Raw genomic sequence first — 21,739 nt, 5'->3', positions numbered from 1 at the left:
CCTCTTAAAAATCTAAGCCAAGTTCAGACTGGGTACCGCGATGACCTACTTCATGTGAAGCAGCAACAATGGCGTGCCAGGAACCAATCAATTCGTTATAGGCGCGGGCTTCTTCTGCCCACTTTTTGCGTTCACACAATGTGTATAGGTGGTAGGCCAGCTGTCGAATTTGCTCGCCACGCTCTGGCATTTTGGCCAACAGGCTGCCGGCTTCGGCTTCGCCTTGTTGATTCAGCACGCGAATCATCTGGTGGCAGGCTTCCCATACTGGGGTGCGGGTGTCGGTTTTTGGGTCCCAATCGGTGGGGTATTCGCTCCACTTCAATAGACGTACTTTACCGCCGCCGGATTCAATCACACCGGCGTCTCGCACACCATCAACCGATGTGCCTTTGGCTCGAGCGAGAGTATCGGCCTCGCCAAACTGGCCTTGGCCCCAACCGTATTGGCTGAACCAGTCGTCACAGAATAAGGTGTCGTTGTCAAAGTTACCGCTGTCTGGGTTAAGGTAATCGGTGATGGCGCGGTTAATCAAAATAAGCGCATCATGCACACTCATTTTGCTACCGTCTTGATTCAGGACCGCTTCATATTTTGAAAAGATAGCCATGCCGGGGCCGATAGCGGCTTGTGCTAAATCCACCGGGGCGATAGGCGATGCGCCAGTACTGCCACCGATCATCGCTTCAAGGGCTTCGGGCATTTCTTCACGGAGTTCACGTTGGAATTGGCGTCTAGATACCGAATTTGTATCAATTTGTCTTTTCTGACAAACAAGAACAACTGATGACGCCAATGCATTTGAACCATTACCAATCGCCCGACCTTCTTTTTCTGTTCTAACTGGCCAAGTACCATCAATCGTAAAACCGGCGTCAATTATTGCTGCCAAAAAAGTCTCCCAGCCAGTACTTGAAGTTCCTTCATTCTTACTTTCGGACTGTTTAAAGGCATAGTAAATTGACACAGGGAATGCTTGATGAGCTTGCTGCGCTAGTGATCGTATTGCATTGGTCATCCCATCTAAGAAAAAACTATCAGCCTTTTCTTTGCTTCCATGACGATATGGAGTGGCAACTAACTCTTCCGTTTTTGGAACCGCTAATGTAGAAAATAGTTCTGGGTAGATTGACTTTAAAGATCGTCGCATCCAAACGTAAAAAAAGTCAGAGAGGTCAGCATAACCAATATTGTCGTAATACGGGGGGTCTGTCGAAACAACTTTAAATTGACTTATCTTCTGACATGCAGCATCAGCTTGCTCAACATTACCGACTTTCCCATCACCTAATGAAGAGAACCCTTTTATCATTCTTTCAAATAGATTGTTAAAACTACCAGAAGAATTACTAAAGACGTTACACTCCGCATAATCCCAGCTCATAGGCAGGGCTTGGCGAGCAAAAACGCTCCTCATCTGAGTATTTGCTGAATTCCAGCCACAAATTGTAGAGCTATGGTTAGCAACTTGTTCGACGATAAATGCCAAGTATGTCGATATAGCGTCGGCGTATTTTTGCGCATCTACTTTCTGGTTGTTTTGGCTTTCTAAATCAACAAGCACTTTTTCTCTAACCTCTGCAACCAGGTCAGAGAATACGGTCAACATTTCTAATTGCCTATTGGTGAATAAGTCTCCATATTTGGTCATTCCATAGATTTGTGTTTTGATATCTCGGGGATGATAGTTGATATCTAAACTAGGCTTCCAAGAAGGCGTTATACTTTTTGCAATATTTACCATTTCATCTGTTGGGTTAATAAATACGCGGCCGGATTTACCCTCTGCTACTACAGAGAGTAGCCTTTCCCCCATTCTTCCTGCCTGTCCTTCAGATTTGAGATAATCATAAGAAATTGGTGATCCTGACAATAAGCAGTTAAACGCTTTCCATTTTCCTGCGGACGTACCTAGCTTAACTTTCGCTAAATCATCAGGTTTTCCCGTATGAACTTTAAATTGATAAGTATCGCCTGAAATTATTGGTTCAACCCACGCTTCTTTTCCTTTTTTTCCAGAGACAACAAAACTTGAAACTAAAGGTACGTCAACATGACTAAAAGCAGGGTTTGGACTCTTAGCTGTTCTAGCCCAAAGCCACGCTATTACGGTAAGCTTTTCTCCTACATAGGGACGTAAGTCTTCTCTTTCTGAGGCCATGCCTTCAGTAACTAAAACCTGAGGGTATGCATGACCAATACGTTTAAAGGCCTGCTCACGAACCCAATAGCCATAACGGCGAACATCCTCTGCTAATCCTTTCGCACCAGACCAGTCTTCTACAAGTTTGCCTTGCTTTTCACCCGCTGGAACCGGCCCTACGGGTGCTTGACCAGCGAATTTAGGCGGAATCTCAATCATGGCTTTATTAATCATGACTGCAACCGGGTTTAGATCACTGGCATAACTTTCCAAACCGAGGCGCTGCGCTTCAAGTGGAATGGCACCACCTCCAGCAAAAGGATCATGAAACGCGGGCAGTTTTTCAGGATTAAATAACTCATCAGCTTGCGGATGTTTTTTGTTTAGCGCACAGGTATAGCGCCAGCTTTCTTTAATAGCTTCACGCGCTTTATTCAATACCTCTTCATTATTGGTGTTTTCCCACTTGACCAACTCGCGAATAATGTCGAATAGCTTTTCACGCTCGTTAGTGATCTTTAGCTGAGTTTCACGAAGGCGCTTATCGCCTTGAACAGTCTCCGATGGGTCATTCACCATCTGAGCAAAAATCACTGCTCTGGCTGCGGCTAATGGGCGACGTGCCCACCATAAATGCAGAGTGCTTGGATGGCCGTGGCGAATGGATTTTTCTCGCGCTGCAGCGGCGTTTATATCATCTAATGGCAAGGCCACTTCGATGAGTTTTTTGGGGCTGATGATTTTATGTTCTTTTGTGTTGCTCATAGTGTTCTCTTTAGCCTGTTTACCACCACAATTACGCGGGTAACAAGGTATGCTTAATGGCTGTTGTAAAGGGCAAGCTTTTAATGCTGTCTAATTCTTCTTGCAGTAATGGCAGCCATTCGTCTTCGTCAAATTCCTCTGCATAGCTGGCAAGTTCTTCGGCAGTTTGTATGTAGCCTTTAATTGCCGTTTCTCGAATTTGGCGCAATGAGCCATTCAAGTTAAAAATGCGAATGGTTTCTTCTGCACGATGTTTGTCGTCTGGGTTTAACCCTTTGGCGGGCACTACATTACCATCCGCTAAGAATTCTAAAAATGTTTCTGGGTCTTCCACATCCATCTTGATTAAATCTTGATGGTCGTAAGGCGGTAGGTCATCTTTATGCTTGCCGCAGCTGTCTTCGCGGTTGCAAGAACCGAACAAATTACTCCATAGGAATGTACCTTGTGGGTATGATCTACGCTGACGAAAATGCTCTATATGAGAATTACTGTTTTCTCTGTTTGTTTTAATGGCGCATTCACAGTAGGCACAGCGTTGCTGCTGCATTTCATCCAGCTTTAGCCATATTTCGGTTTTATGCGCTGGTGTTACCGCGCGCCAGTTATCAAGGCCGTGCTGGTATTGGCTTAGGCAAGCAGGCGGGATGGGGCGATTGAGTTTGTGCATAACTGCCCCTTTAACCGTTACGCTTCGGTAGCTTAGCTTTCATCACCTGTAAGCGAATTAAGCGTTGGCACTCTAACCACTCTTGGTGGTGTTCGCCGAAGTGATCCATGATTTTATCTTTAAGCTCTTGCGCTCGCTCAGTCTCTAATTGGCTATTAGTAATAAGCGATTTAAATTCGGTTAACCAATGTGCAGGTTCAACGTCGGGTATTGGGTCTACGCCTTGTATGGTCGCCATAACATCGGCACTGGCAACACCTAAACTCTGATGCCCAGGGGCCTTTGCTGTAGATTCCAGTTCACCCGTTTCTGAGTCGGTTTGGTTTTTTAGCACGCGAATACATTCAGCAGGTACTGTGGACAATACCTGCGGACTGTGGGTGGTCACAATAAACTGGATATTTGGAAAAGATTCTCGCAATGAGCCAATCACGGTTTGTTGCCATTGTGGATGTAAGTGCATATCCACTTCATCGATAAATACGATACCTTTTGCCTTAGTTTGTGCGTCTTTACCTAAGTACGGGTTGAGTTTGGCGCAGCGCCAGGCCATGTCTGCCACCAACGAGACCATCGCACGCACGCCGTCGCTGAGCAGGCTCACGGGCAGTACGCCTAAGTCAGCATGGGTCATGGCTAGCTCTTCATGTTGCATGCTGTAGTGAAAGCCCGACCACTCTTGGTTTTGCAGCACACGGTTTACGGTTTGCTTAATACCATCTATTTGGTCTTGTAATGGGTAACCCTCATAGGCTTCCATGCTTTGTTGTTGCAAGGCCGCAAAAGTTGCTTTGCTCATCCATTGCTGCACTTGGGTAAAACTGGAGGCCGAGGAGAAGCAGTCTTCGTAACCCATACTGCGGCTTTCGCTGAGTACGGCTTTGCGCTGCATGTTTTTATGGCTGTTCCATAAACGCCCTGAGCCATAATAAGCCAGCATGGGCAAATTAATGTCTTGCAGCTGACGCACTTGTTCCATCAAATCTTTGCCCAATTTATTTAAATGCGCGGAACCTTTGGTGGTCGTTTTGCTTTTTACGCTATTGAGCTCTCTGATTACAGGCTCATCAAGCAAATCAAAATCAGCTTTAATCACAACCGGAAATTGTTGTTCGCTGTCTGATCGGTCTTCCTTACGGAGGTAGCGAGCATCTCTCACTTCAATATGCTTTGATTTACCAAGGTCAAAAGCGCCCGTAAATGGCCCTAGTGCGGCGGTTGCTGCATCTAAAATGGTTGTTTTCCCTTGGCCATTGCGGGCAACAAGAACAGTGAGTTTGGAATCAAAGCTGATTTCTAACTCTCGAAACCGACGAAAGTTCGATAAATACAGTCTTTCTATTTTCATAGCGTTTGCTCCGGTGATACTGCTTTTGAGAGCAGGTCACTGAGATCATAATTAATACTGGCTACACCAAAGTCTGGCTCGACGGTGAACGGCGTTTTAACGTAGTAGGGGCCTTCAAATTCTTCCCCATCAACAATGACTATGGCGAGCATAAATTTGTCTGCTTGGTTTAAGCCATAGATGATTTCATTACGGCTAACGGTAATAGTGCTTTGGCCTTTGGCGCGGCCTTTGACTTCGATGTGGCGGTCGGGCCGGATTGAACCATCGGCATTGGCCGGTGGGCGTGAGGTAACATCCCAACCACATTTTTCTGCGCCTACATCTTTTACTTCAAAGCCAAAGCTTCGTTCGGCATCCATTACCGCGTTCATGGCGATGCGTTCCACGCGTAAGCGGGCTTCGGCATCAACACTAAATTGGGTTTCGCCTTTGCGATGAGCCAATAAGCCTTGTGGAATGACCAAGGCACCACCCATTACTACTGGCGTGCTGGAGACGACGTTTTTTAGTGCTTCTAGTTCAGTTTTTCGCTGCTCTAATCGAGCGGTGAGTTCATCTACGCGGCGACGTGCCATTTCAGGCTGCATGCGAGGTTGTTTGCCTGCGTTTACATCGTCTTGCAGTTTTATGTAACGATCAGACCAGTAATTAATTTCTTTGACTAGCCGCTCATTCACGGCTGCAAGGGTTTTATCAGCTTGGCGTTCGCGGCGGCTTTTCACTTCGCCATAGTGCTCTGGCACTAACTGCTGTGACGCGTGGTTTAGGGCCAATGCTTCAAGATTGTTGTTTAGCTCTCCATTCAACCAAGGCGCATTAAGAACATCGCCAACGAGCTTTAAGTCGTAGTCGTCGATGGGTTGCAAATCGAGGTGAGGTGCCCAGCCTGCATTGATGGCATTGCCTTTTTCGTCGATCTCTACAAACTGTAATCGACGCGATGCAATCTCAGTGGAATTGCCGCCTTCTCTTACCGTATGGTCCACCATGAAGAGTACTTTAGGTTCTAAACCATCATCATTTGGGTCTACCAACACGGCGCCTTGCTTAAGTTTAGGGCGATGGGCTTCTAACACTAAATCGGTTGAGGCATGCATTAATGGGTGCGACGGGTGAATCATGTCAGCCATTGGTTTGCCTTGCTGGCGAACATACTGCTTTTCAAAGCAGATGCGCTCGTATTTGCGTAGAACCGGAGTGCGCGTCTCGCCGATGATGCGGTCGCGCTCACGAATGGCTGCGGGTACATGTCGCACCTCAAAGCGGCCCGATTCACGGTTGCGCATTTCGCCACCCAAGGTTTGAAATGCTTCGGTAAAAAAGGCGCGAATGAAGTAAGGCTGTAGTTTACGGGCTTCGGCCTTTTCCATTTCTTCTTTTACGGCATAGAGTTCTTCCAGCCCCATGTGCTGTTCGACCAAAGCATTTCGACGCAGGATTTCTTTTAAGTGCTCGGCATCGAGCGCACCATCAATCACTTCGTTCATTTTGGCTTTAGTTTCTGGCGCTTCGCCGTAGCGAATGGCATCAACCAGTAGGTCTTTTAACGAGACATTATCGAAGGCTTCACCAAGCACATCGAAGACTTTACCGCCCAGCGCTTCTTTTTCAATTTCAATCTTGTCGAAGAGCTTTTTAAATACTTCACCTTCACGGGTTTCGGCAGCAACGATATTCCAGAGATGACAAACTTCGGTTTGTCCAATACGGTGAATACGACCAAAGCGCTGTTCCAGCCGATTTGGGTTCCAAGGTAAATCGTAATTCACCATGAGGTTGGCGTTTTGCAAGTTCACGCCTTCGCCTGCCGCGTCGGTGGCAATCAATACAATAACTTCTGGATCGTTGCGGAATTCTTCCTGTATTTTGCGGCGCTCATCCCGGTTGGTACCGCCATAAATGGTGCGTACCGCATTCTCGTTGCCCAGCATGTCACTAATCCGCTTAACCAGATAATTAAGGGTGTCTTTGTGCTCAGTAAAGATCAGCAGCTTGCGACGGGCACCACTGGCAGTAAACATTTCTGGCTTGTCTTGCAACAGATATGATAGCTCTTCCCATTTTTTGTCGTTTCCGGATTGAACAACTGTGAGCGCTTGGTGCTCAAGATCTTTTAGAATTAGTATTTCAGCTTCTAGTTCCGCGATGGTTTCTGCGGCGGAAGCTTGATCGACCACTTGTTCTGAAAGAATCTCATACTCTTCTGCGCTGAGATCTTCATCAAGGTCATCGTAATTGTCGGGAATATCGATTTTCTTTGTGACGGTGTATTCGCCTAGTGTTTCAGCCACGCCACCTTTCTGGGCAGCCTGACCACGCGCCATTAACTTTGTTTCTTCAAGACGATCTTCTAAGCGCTTGCGACGACGTTTCAATGACTGGTAGATAGCTTCAGGGCTGGAAGCAAGTCTGCGTTGCAGCATGGTTAGTGCGAAACCAACATTGTTCTTCTTTTTGCTGTCGAGGTTATCGGCGCGATTCATCTCTTCACGCACGTAGGTAGTCACCTGTTCGTAAAGTGATGCCTCCATTAAAGAAAGCTCGTAATTAGCGGTATATGCACGTCGTTCAGGAAACAGCGGCGTACCATCAAACTTGAGTAGCTCTTCTTTCACCATTCGGCGCATCATGTCTGACACGTCGACTTTATGGGCACCTTCTCGGAACTTACCGTAAAAGCGGTCACCATCTAAAAGAGACAACCAAATCTGAAAGTCTTCTTCTTTACCGTTATGGGGGGTTGCAGTCATCAACAAAAAGTGGCGGGTAATGGAGCCAAGCATTTCACCCAACTGAAAGCGCTTGGTTTTATTGATTTTATTTCCGAAATAACTAGCCGATAGCTTGTGGGCTTCATCCACAATGATAATGTCCCACTCAGTGTTTTTGAGTTTTTCTTGTAGCTCTTCGCTGCGCGACAACTGATCTAAACGGCATATGAGTTGGTCAGACTCATCGAAGTAGTTTCCAGAAGCGCATTGCTCTTGCTTTTCACGGCTAAAGATATCGAAGGTAACACCGAACTTTTCGAGTAACTCGTCCTGCCACTGCTCGGTGAGTGAGCCTGGCGAAACGATCAAAATCCGCTTGGCATCACCCCGCATAATGAGCTCACGAATTAATAGCCCAGCCATAATGGTTTTACCGGCACCAGGGTCGTCCGCTAAGACAAACCGAAGTGGCTGTCTAGGTAGCATGGCTTCGTATACTGCCGATATCTGGTGAGGCAATGGCTCCACGTTTGAGGTGTGTACCGCCATCATGGGATCAAATAATGACGCCTGACTCACTCGATAAGCTTCGATACCCAACTTGAATTCAGCACCCGGCGCATCAAATGCCCATGGCTTGCCAACAGTGGCCATCTCAAGACGTACTTCGTCTGAGCGGAATAACATTTGCTCGCCTAGATTGCCCTGACTGTCTTTATAGTAGACTGTCATCGCATCGCCACCAACCGGCTCTACTTGAACGATTCGTACAATGTCTTCTGCTTGAATACCACGAACTTGCGCGTCTTTTTTTATATCTTCTAGCTTTAACATAAATCACCTCTGTTTCTCAGCCTTTAGGTGTATTTTTCAATCTAAATAAATCGAAAAAGAATACTTCGACAGAGTGGGGGTATATTAACCTAGTTTTAAGGGTTCTTGTGTTGGGAAAGGCGTTTAATAATCATCTTTTTTTCTAATACTGAAGTTTAATCTAATATTAATCGTGACGAGGGAATCAATTTTGGTATCTGAACGAAGTTTGTGAAAACGACTGAGTCAGTTTCTAACATTGGAATGCTTTGGACACTAGTGGGCACTGTATCAGCTAGATAATGCTTGCTCACTATTATTTCTTTTTTAATAAGTCTATAATTTAGTTTTTTTTCCTTCTCTAGGGGGAAACAATGAAAGCATTATTTCAGCGTCTAATCACCGATTTCCACGAGTCCAAACCCAAAACAGTCGTTCCCCGCGACTATAAAATCCCACTGGATAGTCAAAAAATCATCTCTCTCATTGGTGTACGCCGCTGTGGAAAAACGCATCTCTGTTATGCCCTGATTAATGAATTGAGAAAAACGGTCGACCCGTTAAATCTCATTTATCTCAACTTTGAAGATGATCGTCTGTTTGATATTACTTTGGCAGATCTTGATCATTTAATGGAAGGCTACTACGCGCTGTATCCCGACAAGCGTGATGAGCGGGTGTATTTGTTTTTAGATGAGGTTCAGAACATTCCGCAGTGGGAACGTTATATACGTCGTATTCATGACACCTTGAATGTGCGAATTTTTGTGACGGGTTCGTCTTTGCGTCTGTTAAGTAAAGAGATCGCGACCAGCTTAAGAGGGCGTACCTTAAGTTATGAAATTTTCCCTTTTTCGTTTGCAGAGTATTTGCGGTTTCACCAAGTCGAGGTCAATCTCAATTCTTCAAAGAGTATCAGCTATATCGAGCATGCCTTTGCTAAATACCTGACACAAGGCGGTTTTGCAGAAACGTTTGAGCAGGATGAGGATATCCAACAACGAATTTGGCGGGATTATCTGGATCTGATTATTTATCGCGACCTCATCGAGCGTTACGATATTAAGAACACACATTTGCTACGACACCTGATTAAGTATTCGTTGAGCAATATCGGTACCTTGGTGAGTATTAACAAACTGTTCAATGAGTACAAAGGGCGGGGGCATAAGCTCAGCAAGGATACGCTCTATCAGTACTTTGGTTATCTTGAGGATGCGTATGCGATGTTTTCTGTGCCTATCTTCAGGAATTCTGTTCAGGAAGAACAACGTAATCCAAAGAAGATTTATGCAATCGATAATGGGTTTAAGACACTGCTGAATACCTCGCTCTCTGATGATTTAAGCAAACTGTATGAGAATTTAGTTTTCCTTCAGCTGCGTCGCAATCATCGGGAAGTGTATTACTACAAAGGTGTGCAGGAGGTCGATTTTTATGTACCCGGAAAGCAAGCCCGATTGATCAATGTGAGCGTCAATATTGAGGGTGCTAAAACATTTGACCGTGAGATCAATGGCTTGGTGGAGGGTATGAAATACATGAAGCTTGATAGCGCAGAGTTAGTTACTCAGCATCGTGATGAGCAGATTGAAGTTGACGGCAAGTGTATTAATTTGATTCCTTTGTGGCGTTGGCTGCTTGCAGATTAAGTCTGAGTTGCTGGGTATGAAAAAATCAATAGAACATCTGAAACTATTACTAGAAAGCACCCTCCCAGACTTAAACTCGGAGTCCTTCAACACTCTGGAAAGTGCCTTTGCTCCCAAACAATTCGACGCCAACACTACGCTACTCCACCAAGGCAGCCGCTGGTCAAATGCCTACCTCATCGAGTCCGGCCACATCCGAATGTACTTTCTGAATAAAGACGGAAAAGCCTTCAATAAAAACTTCTTCGGCCCCGGCGCACTCATTTTGCCACTCACGCCCAGCATGCAACACGAGCCTTCATTGTTCAGCATTAGCTGCATTGGAGTGGGCACATTGTGGCAATGCGACATGCAGCAATTCGAGGCCATACTGCCTGAAGACACGGTAAAGTCCCTGAAATATCAACTGCTGACACGCCTGTTGGATGGCAAACTCCAGCGAGAACACGATCTGCTCACGCTAAGCGCCAAACAACGCTATCAAAAGCTTCTGGAGCAACGCCCGGATCTGGCGGAACACATTCCCTTGCACCATCTGGCCTCCTACTTGGGCATGACGCCCGTCACGCTGTCACGTTTACGTGCAGATCTAAAAAAATCGCCCTGACTTAACAAATGATAAGGCGCAGCACCGCGCTTTTCCGGATGATGATGACCATGCTCAACCACCATCATTCGGGAGACCATCATGCAAATAAGCTACACCCTCACACAAAATCTCAGTCTGAGCCTGTTTATCATCATGTCAGGCATTATGGCGGGCTTCTTCTGGACGTATACCTTCAGCGTTAACCCCGCCATGCTGCAAGTCAGTGGTGAATACTACGCCACCGTCCAGTCTTTGTTTAACGTCCATGTACGCAACCCAATGTTCTTTAGCTTCTTTTTCGGCACCGGAGCAGTTGGAGTCGTGGTCTGCTTGCTTAATCTGCCGCACCGTGGGCACTGGTCGTTCTGGCTCATCATTGCCGCTACACTGGTTTATATACTGGGTGTGATTGTTTACACGCGGCAAGTGAATTTACCGTTGAACTACGACACTGAGTCGTGGGATCCGAAGAACCTACCTGCTCACTGGGAAGCTGTCCGAAGTCAATGGAATAGCGCCAATGCTATACGCGTCATCACCTCCGGTGCAGCCTTTGTTTTCGGTGTATTAGCCTTATTTAGCCGAAGCGTTAATCAAGCTTAGCAGTTGCTATTGTGACATTGCTTGCTGCCAGACTAGGTACTATGCAGGCTGATTTCATCATAAAAAATCCCGCTTCAAAATTGCTCTTGAAGTGGGAGGTCAGCCTTTATCTAAGCGCCATTGACGCCCAAAGTGCTTATGTTATCGCAACGTATAAACCGAATTAGGCGTAAACACATCCTGGCTTACCCAGTCAGCACTCATCTTCATAATCATAATGCCAACATTATCGCCGCTAACAATTGACGATGAGAAGATTGATTTCATCTCAGAGAATGTCGTTGCACCAGCAGAGGTATCTTCAACATAAGAATACGCCGTTTGCTCCGGCTGATTTGACCAGCTCCAGTCAATTCCTGCACCGGTGTATTGATACATCTGGCCGTCTTCAATCATGTATTCAGCGCCAGCTTCCGCAGAGGTGCTGTTATTACCCCATGCCTGATAGCCGGTCGCAGGATTGTTATCCGTATCCAGATAAATCTGAATATGCCCCACTGAAGTGCCAAAGCTTTTGCTTAAGTTGAGGTAGATGTCATTAGTCGTCCCATGCTGGTAAGCATTCAGCGATAAGCTGGTATCCGTTCCAGCATATAATGACTGATTATTTACAAGCGTGCTCCAGTCGTCATTCAGGCCAACCGGTGGCAGAGTGGTTGTGGACTCGATGATAGTAACTGTACGCGTTGGACCAGTGCCGACATTACCAGAAGAGTCAGTTGCGCTATAAGCCAGCGTGTAAGAGCCGATCGTGCTGGTATTGACGTAACCTGTTGTCTGAATCAGTGAAGAAATATCACCATCCATATTATCAATCGCTGTTGCACCAGGGTCAGTAAATGAAGAGCCCTGAGTTAGCGTGATTTGCGTATCGCCATTCAAAGTGACTACTGGTGCTTCAGCATCCACTGAGCAATTAGCAATAGACACCGTTGTCAGCTCTTTCGCTACCGGATACATGGTTTCTACACCCCATGCATCATTGCGTCCCATGGTACCTGCCTGAATACTGCCACAAGGGTTACCAATCAGACTTTTGCTGATCGTCATATTGATCTGGTTACTAGAGTGCGCATAGTTACTGACTCGCCCGATTGGCTGCCAGTCCCAGTCTGCGTTATCAGACAGCGCCATATAAAGGTATTCATCCTGAACCATATAGTCCGCACCTATCACACCCCATGCTTCCTGATCAAAACTAAAACCCGTTGAGGTATCGTTATCAGTGTTTAGGAAAATCTGGCTATGTGATGCCGCGACGACATCGGTATAGCTGATTGAAATGTCCAGCTCAGTACCGGTGTCTGCAACGCTAAACTGAGACTCTTTAGAGCGTGCCTGTACACTGATTTGTGTCGTGTCAGAAGTGGTTAGCGGCACAGCCGTTGGTTGTGTACTAGTGGGGGCGTCCTGAGTAGCAGGGTCAGTAGTCGCTTGTTTTTTCTCACTCACGCAGGCTACTAATAGGCTTGAACAAAGCAGTGGGAGTAGTAACGAACGAGTGCTCGGCTTTAATAGTGAATGTTTCATAAGAAATCCGGGGGTATTTACAATTATTGGGTGGAAGCCTAAGCGATCACTGAGGGCAGGACAGTATTGGCATGGATGAGTGGTTTTAGTCACCTGATCATGTATTAAGCAATCACCTCAGATTGGAATAAGAGGATGTGGCTAAGAGATGGATGGTATCTTCGAGTACGAGGGTCTAATGAACGCCCTGTTTTTATAGCGAGGCAGGGTATAAGATGAGGCTTTAACAAATCCCCCGATGTATAAGGAGAAGCTTGATGAATAAACGACATGTGACTGTACTTTCAACGCTGCTAGGCTGCGGATTTTCTTTGATAGCTTCATCACTTGTTATTGCAGATGAGGTTGGTGATGTGAATGTCGACTGGCTGGGTAGCGATATTAAAATAGAGGCGATCGAAGACCCCAAAGTAAAAGGTGTTACCTGTCATGTATCTTACTTTGATCGTGGGCTGATTGAGCGTTTTCGTAATGGTGATGTGTTTAGTGATCCTTCCAATTCATCCATCTCTTGTCGCCAAACCGGCCCTTTAGTGATCGGTGATATTGAAAAGGATGATGGAGGCGAGAGTGTGTTCTCTAAACGTACTTCGCTAGTGGTGAAGTCGTTAAAAGTGACTCGTATTTATGATGAAGAAAACAAGACGCTAATTTATCTGTCGCATGCTACTGAGTTACAGAATGGTTCAGCGAAGATGAGTTTGTCAACGGTGCCACTGTATGGCCAAGACGTCACATGGACTGAGGAATAACCGTTCACGCTGTCAAATTGGCAAGCTGAGTTGTTGATAAGACTCAGCTTGCTTATGATGCTTCTTTTATCTGCACCAGCACGCTAAGCAGCGCCAATATCCCTGACACAATCATCAGTAACAACGAGACTGCGTTTAACTCCGGTGTTGAGCCTTCCCGCAAGCGGTCGAACATTGTGATAGTCAGTGGTGAATCTGAGCTGGTTAGCATCAGCGTGGTGTTAAAGTTCTCAAAACTCATCAGGAATGCAACGATACCTGCGCCTACCAGTGCAGGCTTTAGATAGGGCAGCGTAATGGTGCGTAACACTGCTGATTTCGTTGCACCCAGATTGTAAGCGGCTTCCTCTAGGGAACGATCCATTTTACGCAAACGCGCGCTAATCACCATGGTTGCAATAGTTGTGATAAATGCGAATTGCCCGAGAATCACCAGCACCAAGCCCGGCCTTAAAAACTCCACTTCAATATTAAATGCCTCATCGACTGCATTCACAAAGGAGTTAGAGGCAATGAGAATAGAAATGCCCAGAATGACGCCCGGAATTACCAGAGGCAATAACATCAGCATGTAGAAAAATTCTTTAAAGCGAAAATCATAGCGTTCAAACAAAAATGCATTACTGGTCGCCACTAATAAGGATAAAGCTGTTACCCAAAACGCGACAAATGCTGAGATGCCCACGCTTTCTAGCATGGCTGAGTCGCTAAAAACACCTAAACGCTCGGAGGTATCACTCACAAACCAATCCAGTGTAAAACCGTTCCATGGTAGTGATGGAAATAGGGAGTCATTAAATGCAAAGGTTGCTACCACTAGCAATGGTGCAACCAGAAAAATATAGAACATCAGAATATAGATTCTATACGTCCAACGTAACGATGCGGGTTGTGCAATAGAAGGAATCATGAGGCCATGGTACTCGTGAGGGTTTGTTTAGTGAGTTTGAGGCCAAGCCAAACGATGAGAGAGGACAGCAGTAACAGTAATATGCCAAAGGCAGAACCTAGTTCCCAGTTAAAGCGGGTGATGAATTGTGTGTAAATTTGTTCGGTAAACCAGAGGCTGTCTTTACCCCCGAGTAAATTGGGTGTGAGGTAATTCCCCAGCGTCATCATAAAAACAATAATGCAGCCAGAGACAATACCCGGCATGGCGTGAGGAATGACAATATTCTTCATGGTCGTCCACATATTGCCGCCCAAGTCATAACTGGCTTCGATGATGTCGTCGCTTAAACTTTCCAGCACCGTTACCAGAGGTACAACCATAAATAGCATTGAGGTATAGACGAGCCCCACCATAATGGCGGCATCGTTATACAGTAGTTCGACAGGGCCGGACACCAGCCCCAGCCACTGTAAAGCATTGCTTATCACACCTGTCTCACGTAGCAGAATCATCCAGCCATAGGTGCGCACCAATTCACTCACCCAAAACGGAATCAGGCAGAGTAAGAATAGTAAGGACTTGGAGCGACCACGTAGCATTTTGGCGATGTAGTAAGACACCGGAAATGCAATCAGGAGCGTCAGTGCAGTGGCTACTATCGACATGATGGCGGTGCGTAAAAAAGTACGCCAGTACAATGGCTCTTTGAAAAACTCACTGAAATTACTAAAGCTGAAGGCGTATTGTCTGGGTGCGGTTTGCTCACGTAGTGCAATGCCGAGCATGTCGATGTGCGGCAAAATCACCAGAAGTAACAGCCACAAGAAAAAGGGCGTGAGTAGCAAATAGAAGAATAAGCGCGATTGTGCCTTCACGAGACTACCTTAAAGCAATGTGTTTGCTCCGGGTTCCAGGCGATGGTGATTGTCTGGCCTTTTTGTAAGCCGGAGTATTCACCGGTTTGCGGTAAAGCAACATGCAGTTCTTTATTGCTAATGGTTTCTTTTAATAGGGCGGTACTGTTGGCTCCATTAAATAATAAATCGATAACGATGCAGTCCACTTGATTGCTTTGTTGGTCGTTTTGGCTTGTGTGGTCAGCAATTATTTTGATGGCTTCTGGGCGGACAAACACATCGACAAGGTCACCTGTCTGGAGTGCATCGTTCGGGTTGATGTGGCCAGTTAACGTCAGACCATCACTGACTTTGGCGGTACACACACCGTTTTCAATGTGACTAACGCTCGCTTGCCATTGGTTAGCATCGCCGACAAACCCTGCGGTAAAGGCGGTTTCAGGGTGATAATACAAGTCCGAAGGTGAGCCGACTTGTTCAAAGGAGCCTTTGTTCATTACTGCAATATTATTGGACATAACCAAGGCTTCAGACTGGTCATGTGTGATGTAGATGAAGGTGGTGCCGACGCGACTTTGCATCTGTTTTAGCTCGACTTTCATGTGCTCACGCAGTTTCAGATCGAGCGCACCTAATGGTTCATCCAGTAGCAATAACTTTGGTTCCAGCACTAAGCAACGTGCGATGGCAATACGCTGCTTTTGACCACCGGAAAGTTGTGAGATTCGTTTGTTTCCTGAGTCACCGAGATCAACACTTTCCAAAGCATTATTCACGCGCTTGGTAATTTCCGCCGCCTGCACTTTGCGTTGCTTTAAACCGTATGCGACGTTTTCTGCAACTGACATCATCGGGAATAGGGCGAGGTGCTGGAACACCATGTTAGCCGGGCGTTTGTTTGGTGGTACGCCAAGCATGGAGTCGCCTTGTATGAGAATGTCGCCTGAGTCGGGTTCGTCAAAGCCAGCAATCATACGCAGTAAGGTGGTTTTACCGCAGCCCGAAGGCCCGAGGATTGAAAAGAACGAGCCTTTTTCAATCTTCAGGCTAACGTTATTGACGGCAGTGAAGTCCCCGTAATGCTTATTCACATGACGGGTTTCCAGATCAATAAGTGTAGAGGTCATCCGTGTTTACTTCGCCGCTTTTACACGGTCTAACACTTTACCTTCAATGGCTTCTAAACCAGCAGGAACTGGTGGATACCACTTCACATTATCCAGTGCTTCTTTTGGGAAGCTTGCCTGAAACTGTGCTTTTAAGACGTCGTCAGCAAAGGCATCCGCGCCTTCTGATGCAGTAAAGTTACCGGCAGATGCCGTGATTTGGGCGGCAATTTCAGGCTGCATCACGAAGTTAATCCACTTGTAAGCGGCTTCTTCATTTTTGGTTTTGCGGGGTAGCGTGAAGGTATCAATCCAGCCTAAGGCACCGGATGTTGGCGCTACAAAAGTGATGTCTTTGTTTTCCTTGTTAAGCTTCCAGCCACCAGTATCCCAAGCCATCGATGCGGTTACTTCACCAGAGCGTAATAGATTGAGTAGCGCGTCTCCGCCGGTCCAGTAGGTTTTTACGACAGGCTTACACTCCACCAGCTTCGCTTCGACTTTTGACATGAGTTCCGTGTACTTCTCAACATCGGAGTAGGCGGCAAAAGGGTCTTCGCCCATCGCAAATGCAAAACCAATGAGGGTTGGGCGTTTCAGACGGTAAGAAACCTTGCCACTGAGATCGGCACTACACAGGTCGGTATAGTCCTTCACATCTTTTGCTGCGGCAGTGTTTACCACTAAACCACTGGTTCCCCAGATATGCGGCACACTGTAAACATCGCCATTGAGTGTTGTATTGGTTTTAGTGGCCTCCAGCATGGAAGCAATGAAAGATTCCGCTTTGATCTTAGACAGATCCATCGGTTTGTAGATGTCGTAGTTTTCCTGAGCACCAGTCACGCGATCCTGACTCGGCTGTACCAAGTCAAAACCAGAACCACCGGTGGCACGCAGCTTTGAAATCATGTCTTCGTTGTTAGACTTGGTGACTTTGACATCAATACCGGTTTCTTTTTTAAACAGTTCGATGACGTCATCAGGCGCATATCCGCCCCATGTCAGCAAGCGAAGTTCTTCGGCGGATAATGCACTGCTAAATAAAGCAGCACCGACGAGAGAAGAAAGAAGTAGTTTTTTCAATTTGAAATTTTTCATAGCAATCCTGAGGTTAAACGGTGAAATAACGGGGTAAAACTCATGAATTTCTTCACTTCATCTTAGGAGTAACGGAAACAAATGTGAAGTGATTGTATTGGAGTGATTGAATTTTGTTCGTAATTTTCAATAAAAAATGTATCTGGTATAGCTGATTATTTGGCTAAGCAATCGAGATACTAAGTCGTCAGCTTTTCAGGAATATTACAAATTGGAAAACTTTGCATATTTTTGATCTAAACACATTTGATACCCGTAATCGCTACCTGGGAAAAGATAAACCTCGGTCGTTATCGTTCTCATTCCCTCATTTCGATTTTTAACGTATTAAATATAAAGGATTTTTTAAATGGTTGTTAATGATAAGATGTTTAGCGATCCGATAGTCCGTTGCTGCAAGCCATATTGTTAACAGCGATATGGCTTGCGCGGCAATTCGTTTGAAGAGGTGATGAATCTCGTGGTACGTCGTTAAACGATGATATTCACCGATGTCTCAATACCCGATTCTCCCTTCCGGAACCCCATAGACACCACTTCCTGCTCCTCTGCAGACATCCAGTTAAATAAGCCATCCCGTGCATTATTAGGGTGATCTTTAATATAGAACTGTGTAGTTAGCAGTTCCCTCTCAGCACTCAGCACCTTCACGTGGATATGTGGCGTACGACCAGGATACTGCGTTGGTTTAATCGTGCGGAATTGGTAAGCGCCATTGGCATCCGTTATATCGTGACCAAACCCCTGAAATCCCTGATCATACGCAGTTGATTGTCTATCGCCGGTATGCAGATATTTACCATTCACATCACATTGCCAGATTTCGACGCGATGCCCGGCAAGTGGTCTCCCTTGTTTGTCAGTGAGCACGCCTTTTAGATGAATGATTTCACCGCCGGCCTCACGGACTGCACCTTCTACTTTCACCAGATCATTATCCACATCCGCAAAACGCATGGACGGACGGGGGTAGAAAGGACCTTCGGTTGTGCGAGGGGTCAACGCGCGAGCATTAGCACTTCGGTAAACAAGTAATCCGCCTATAACAGATGACACGCTAGCCAAAAAGCCGCGACGTGAGTAGTTCGAATGTTTCATAAATGACTCCCAATGTGACTGTTATCTGCAAGTTGATTATTTTTATGTTTACCTGCTGACTGACAAGATAACCAAACCAAGCGCAGAATAATAATGAACATTCGTTTAACTATTTTATTGCCTGAGTTGCCAGTTGATAGTGAATTACAGCCACTAGTCCTGATCACATAGCAGATATTCAGCCTTGAACTTATATGCTTTGTTACGGATAGAAACATATAGACGCTAAGAGAGGGAGACTCTATGTTTAAAAGTAATACACCGTTTCGTATCGCATTATTCGCAGCGTGCGTTTTGCCAGCGACACACTTGTCTGCGGATGTCTTGTCGTCAGTCACGACCAGTCATTTAGTAGAGCCTGCGGGCATTTATGATAGCTCGGCCCCGACATTATTAAATATGAGAGTCAAAACTGTCATTGGTACAGGTCCATGTGTGGCGGGTACTTATGACGGCTGTACACTCGAGGATGTACTTAATGACGTTGATGGCAGTGATGATTTTAAGCCGGAAATAAAAGTCCATATGACGGCTGATGACTTTCCGGATGATGGCTTAGTCTCTAATGCTGAGTTACGCCAACGGGGTGCAACCAGCCGTGGCGCACCACAAAAATCATTCCGGGTGAAGCTCGATAGCAGTGATGATTTATGGCGTGGCGAGCGTCGCATTCAGCTAGTGAAGAGCTTTTGGGACTTTAGCCGTATTCGTAACAAACTAAGTTATGACCTGTTTGCGGACATTCCAAATCTACCCAGTATGCAGACCCAGTTTGTAAACTTCAAAGTTGAAGATCAGGGTGTGGTTGAGGACTATGGTCTGTATACCCACGTTGAGTATTTTGGAAAAGAATACCTTATTCAACGTGGTTGGGATGATGATTCCGGGGTGTATAAAGCTGAGAATTTCTTTTTCAGAGATGATCCGGCATTTGCGCTGGATGAAGCAGGTGAGCCACTGGATGAAGATGCCTTTGAAAAGCTCATGGAGATTAAGCGAGGTGATGATCACCGTAAATTTGTGGAGATGCTGCAGGCATTGAACAATCCATCTCTGGACTTCACCAGTCAGGTCTTCAATAGATACTTTAATCGGGATAATTACCTGAGTTGGTTAGCAGTGAATTTACTGTTAGATAATTACGATACCAACTTCCATAACTTCTACCTGTACAACCCAAAGGATACTGAAAAATTCTACATGGTACCGTGGGATTATGACCTTGGATTAGGTGCTTTGTTTGATACAGGCTACACCGAGCGTACCGACCTGCCTCGCTGGACTCAGTCACATGCGAATTGGTGGGGCCAAGAGCTGCATCAGCAATTCTTAAGGCAGCCGGGTAATTTAAACCTGCTTAAAGAGGCGATGCTTGAGATTAAGAATAAGTATCTGACGGCTGAGAAAATTCAGGAGAAAGCGGATAGTTATTACAATGTTGTGTTCCCGGTGATTACCTCAAGTCCTGATATCGATAAATTATATGTTGGCGGCACGAACCCCGAAAAAGTCGCTGCCTACAATCGGATTTTCTCGAGCCTAGCGGCGAAAGTTGAACAAAACTATAATCAGTTTGTTGAGAGAATCGGCGACCCAATGCCGTTCACGCTTGAAGATCCTGAAGTTAACGGCGGTGGTTATACGTTCAAGTGGAATACATCTGAGTCATTGACGGGACAAACGATTCGTTATGATCTGGATATCGCAACAACTCCAACCTTTGACTCGGGAAGCGTTGTGTTTAGTCAGGATGGCATTCAGGCAACGAATCTGACTGTTCCCTGGTTGTATGCAACGGGTGAATATTACTATCGCGTCATTGCACGTGATGCTAATGCACCGTCGCAGTACTGGCAGGTTGGCTATAACGAGATTACCCGTGGTAGTTCTCCCGCTGTTTATGGTGTTGTGAAATTCTATGCGCAGAATAGCGGCAGTAGTGCAGCCCCTGTTGGTAACCCTGATTACGTGAGTACTCAGGAGGGTACTGCTATCACGATTGATGTTTTGGTCAATGACACAGGTGCTGGCTTGACCATTGACAGCACTAATCAGTGGTCAGAGAAGGGTGGTCGTGTTGATATTGTGAATAACAAAATCAATTACAGACCTAAGAGTGGATTCAGTGGTACAGATCGTCTTTGGTATAACATTAAAGACAATCAGGGCCGAACCAACTATGGCGTAGCTACCATAACGGTGACAGAAAATGCCTACCCAGTGGGCAACCCTGACACGGTTTACTCTTCACTCAACACCAGACTGAATATTGATGTACTAGCCAACGATACCGGAAGTGGCCTGGAGCTTACTTCGACCAATCCATGGTCACTACGTGGTGGCACAGTATCTATCGGCAGTAATAAAATTGTCTATACGCCTAAGACTGACTTCACGGGTGAAGATAAAATTTGGTACGTGTTTGAAGATTCACTAGGCCGCACGAACAGCAGTGTGGTTACGATTAATGTGTCTGGTGAAGCAGAGTATCCGGTGGCATACAGTGATTATGTAACCACCATTGCGTATACACCGATTACGTTTGATCCGTTGGCGAATGATACGGGTGCCGGTTTAACGATTCTGGATGTAAATCAATACTCTGTTAATGGCGGACAGATTGCGATTGTTGATGGTAAGCTACGCTACACGCCAAGATCAGGATATCGCGGTACGGACAGTTTCTGGTATGCCATCAGAGACAGCTTTGGGCGTGATAATGCAGCTAAAGTCACTGTAAGAGTGTACTAATGTTTCTATCATGATCTGAACTAGTGTTATGAGTAACACCAAGAGGGGCTTTTTAGCTCCTCTTTTTTTTCGCTATGTTTTAGACCACCACAAGTTTGACCCATATCAATTTATCTAATCGATTGCTTTGTTAGTATCTACACTCACACAAAGTACCCTCCCGGAGGATGTTAAAATGGATATGCTTCAAAACTCTCAGGAAATCGAACTACCGTGGTATCGCTATGGCATGGTGTGGATGGTGATTTTACTGCCAATGTTAGTCGTGCTGGCAAGTAGCTTCACCATCTACATCGCGTACAGAAATGCACCTGACATTGTCCCCCCTGCAATCACTCAGTCTAAATAAGCGTCT

Annotated in this window: 16 protein-coding genes; 6 read left to right on the top strand and 10 right to left on the bottom strand. The window is 45.9% G+C overall.

Going from position 1 to position 21,739, the window contains the following annotated elements:
* Window positions 1–4: 4 nt before the first annotated feature.
* Genes DKW60_RS12430 through DKW60_RS12415 form a run of 4 tightly spaced genes read right to left on the bottom strand, consistent with a single transcriptional unit; the run spans window position 5 to window position 8,474 of the window.
* A complete protein-coding gene (locus DKW60_RS12430; protein ID WP_109837974.1) occupies window positions 5–2,908 on the bottom strand; it encodes a DUF1156 domain-containing protein in 2,904 nt (967 codons plus the stop codon).
* Window positions 2,909–2,939: 31 nt separating this feature from the next.
* Window positions 2,940–3,578 (bottom strand): retron Ec78 anti-phage system effector HNH endonuclease PtuB, encoded by a 639-nt coding sequence (gene ptuB, locus DKW60_RS12425; RefSeq protein WP_109837973.1) that lies wholly within the window; start codon window positions 3,576–3,578, stop codon window positions 2,940–2,942.
* A 10-nt stretch (window positions 3,579–3,588) separates the two neighbouring features.
* Entirely contained in the window at window positions 3,589–4,926 is a 1,338-nt protein-coding gene (locus tag DKW60_RS12420; protein ID WP_109837972.1) for an AAA family ATPase, read from the bottom strand.
* Window positions 4,923–8,474 carry a helicase-related protein gene (locus DKW60_RS12415; protein WP_109837971.1) on the bottom strand — a complete coding sequence of 1,184 codons (3,552 nt, stop codon included), beginning with the start codon at window positions 8,472–8,474 and terminating at the stop codon, window positions 4,923–4,925. Before DKW60_RS12415 ends, DKW60_RS12420 begins: the two co-directional genes overlap by 4 nt.
* 353 nt (window positions 8,475–8,827) lie before the next feature.
* On the opposite strand from DKW60_RS12415, the gene DKW60_RS12410 reads away from it, so the two are divergent.
* From DKW60_RS12410 to DKW60_RS12400, 3 genes are all read left to right on the top strand, one after another.
* A complete protein-coding gene (locus DKW60_RS12410; protein WP_109837970.1) occupies window positions 8,828–10,105 on the top strand; it encodes an ATP-binding protein in 1,278 nt (425 codons plus the stop codon).
* A gap of 16 nt (window positions 10,106–10,121) precedes the next feature.
* Complete coding sequence (locus DKW60_RS12405) at window positions 10,122–10,712, top strand: Crp/Fnr family transcriptional regulator (protein ID WP_146203477.1); 591 nt, start codon at window positions 10,122–10,124, stop codon at window positions 10,710–10,712.
* A gap of 81 nt (window positions 10,713–10,793) precedes the next feature.
* On the top strand, window positions 10,794–11,297 hold the full coding sequence (locus DKW60_RS12400) for an anthrone oxygenase family protein (RefSeq protein ID WP_109837968.1): 504 nt from the start codon (window positions 10,794–10,796) through the stop codon (window positions 11,295–11,297).
* Window positions 11,298–11,438: 141 nt separating this feature from the next.
* Here the strand turns inward: DKW60_RS12400 and DKW60_RS12395 are convergent, their stop codons facing one another.
* Window positions 11,439–12,827 (bottom strand): DUF5011 domain-containing protein, encoded by a 1,389-nt coding sequence (locus DKW60_RS12395; protein WP_109837967.1) that lies wholly within the window; start codon window positions 12,825–12,827, stop codon window positions 11,439–11,441.
* A 257-nt stretch (window positions 12,828–13,084) separates the two neighbouring features.
* Here DKW60_RS12395 and DKW60_RS12390 point away from each other — a divergent pair, with 257 nt between their 5' ends.
* Window positions 13,085–13,579 carry a CreA family protein gene (locus DKW60_RS12390; RefSeq protein ID WP_109837966.1) on the top strand — a complete coding sequence of 165 codons (495 nt, stop codon included), beginning with the start codon at window positions 13,085–13,087 and terminating at the stop codon, window positions 13,577–13,579.
* A 52-nt stretch (window positions 13,580–13,631) separates the two neighbouring features.
* On the opposite strand, the gene DKW60_RS12385 is transcribed toward DKW60_RS12390, so the two are convergent.
* The 5 genes from DKW60_RS12385 to DKW60_RS12365 form a co-directional block, all read right to left on the bottom strand.
* Window positions 13,632–14,489 carry an ABC transporter permease gene (locus tag DKW60_RS12385; RefSeq protein WP_109837965.1) on the bottom strand — a complete coding sequence of 286 codons (858 nt, stop codon included), beginning with the start codon at window positions 14,487–14,489 and terminating at the stop codon, window positions 13,632–13,634.
* Window positions 14,486–15,346 (bottom strand): ABC transporter permease, encoded by an 861-nt coding sequence (locus tag DKW60_RS12380; RefSeq protein WP_219988748.1) that lies wholly within the window; start codon window positions 15,344–15,346, stop codon window positions 14,486–14,488. Before DKW60_RS12380 ends, DKW60_RS12385 begins: the two co-directional genes overlap by 4 nt.
* Window positions 15,343–16,455, bottom strand: a complete 1,113-nt coding sequence (locus tag DKW60_RS12375; RefSeq protein WP_109837964.1) for an ABC transporter ATP-binding protein — start codon at window positions 16,453–16,455, stop codon at window positions 15,343–15,345. The genes DKW60_RS12380 and DKW60_RS12375 overlap by 4 nt, the downstream gene beginning before the upstream one ends.
* A gap of 6 nt (window positions 16,456–16,461) precedes the next feature.
* The gene (locus tag DKW60_RS12370; protein WP_109837963.1) at window positions 16,462–17,535 is read right to left on the bottom strand and encodes an extracellular solute-binding protein; all 1,074 of its coding nucleotides are present in this window, start codon (window positions 17,533–17,535) and stop codon (window positions 16,462–16,464) included.
* Between the two features lie 471 nt (window positions 17,536–18,006).
* Window positions 18,007–18,633 (bottom strand): dioxygenase family protein, encoded by a 627-nt coding sequence (locus DKW60_RS12365; protein ID WP_109837962.1) that lies wholly within the window; start codon window positions 18,631–18,633, stop codon window positions 18,007–18,009.
* 243 nt (window positions 18,634–18,876) lie between these two features.
* Between DKW60_RS12365 and DKW60_RS12360 the strand changes: the two genes are divergently transcribed.
* Together DKW60_RS12360 and DKW60_RS23700 are read left to right on the top strand one after the other, a co-directional pair.
* The gene (locus DKW60_RS12360) at window positions 18,877–21,384 is read left to right on the top strand and encodes a CotH kinase family protein (protein ID WP_109837961.1); all 2,508 of its coding nucleotides are present in this window, start codon (window positions 18,877–18,879) and stop codon (window positions 21,382–21,384) included.
* 175 nt (window positions 21,385–21,559) lie between these two features.
* Complete coding sequence (locus tag DKW60_RS23700) at window positions 21,560–21,733, top strand: hypothetical protein (RefSeq protein ID WP_181389684.1); 174 nt, start codon at window positions 21,560–21,562, stop codon at window positions 21,731–21,733.
* Window positions 21,734–21,739 lie beyond the last annotated feature (6 nt).

Source organism: Leucothrix pacifica, from assembly GCF_003172875.1.
Taxonomy (GTDB): domain Bacteria; phylum Pseudomonadota; class Gammaproteobacteria; order Thiotrichales; family Thiotrichaceae; genus Leucothrix; species Leucothrix pacifica.
The sequence above is the reverse complement of the archived record's forward strand: the minus strand, read 5'-3'. Positions and strand labels throughout refer to the sequence as shown.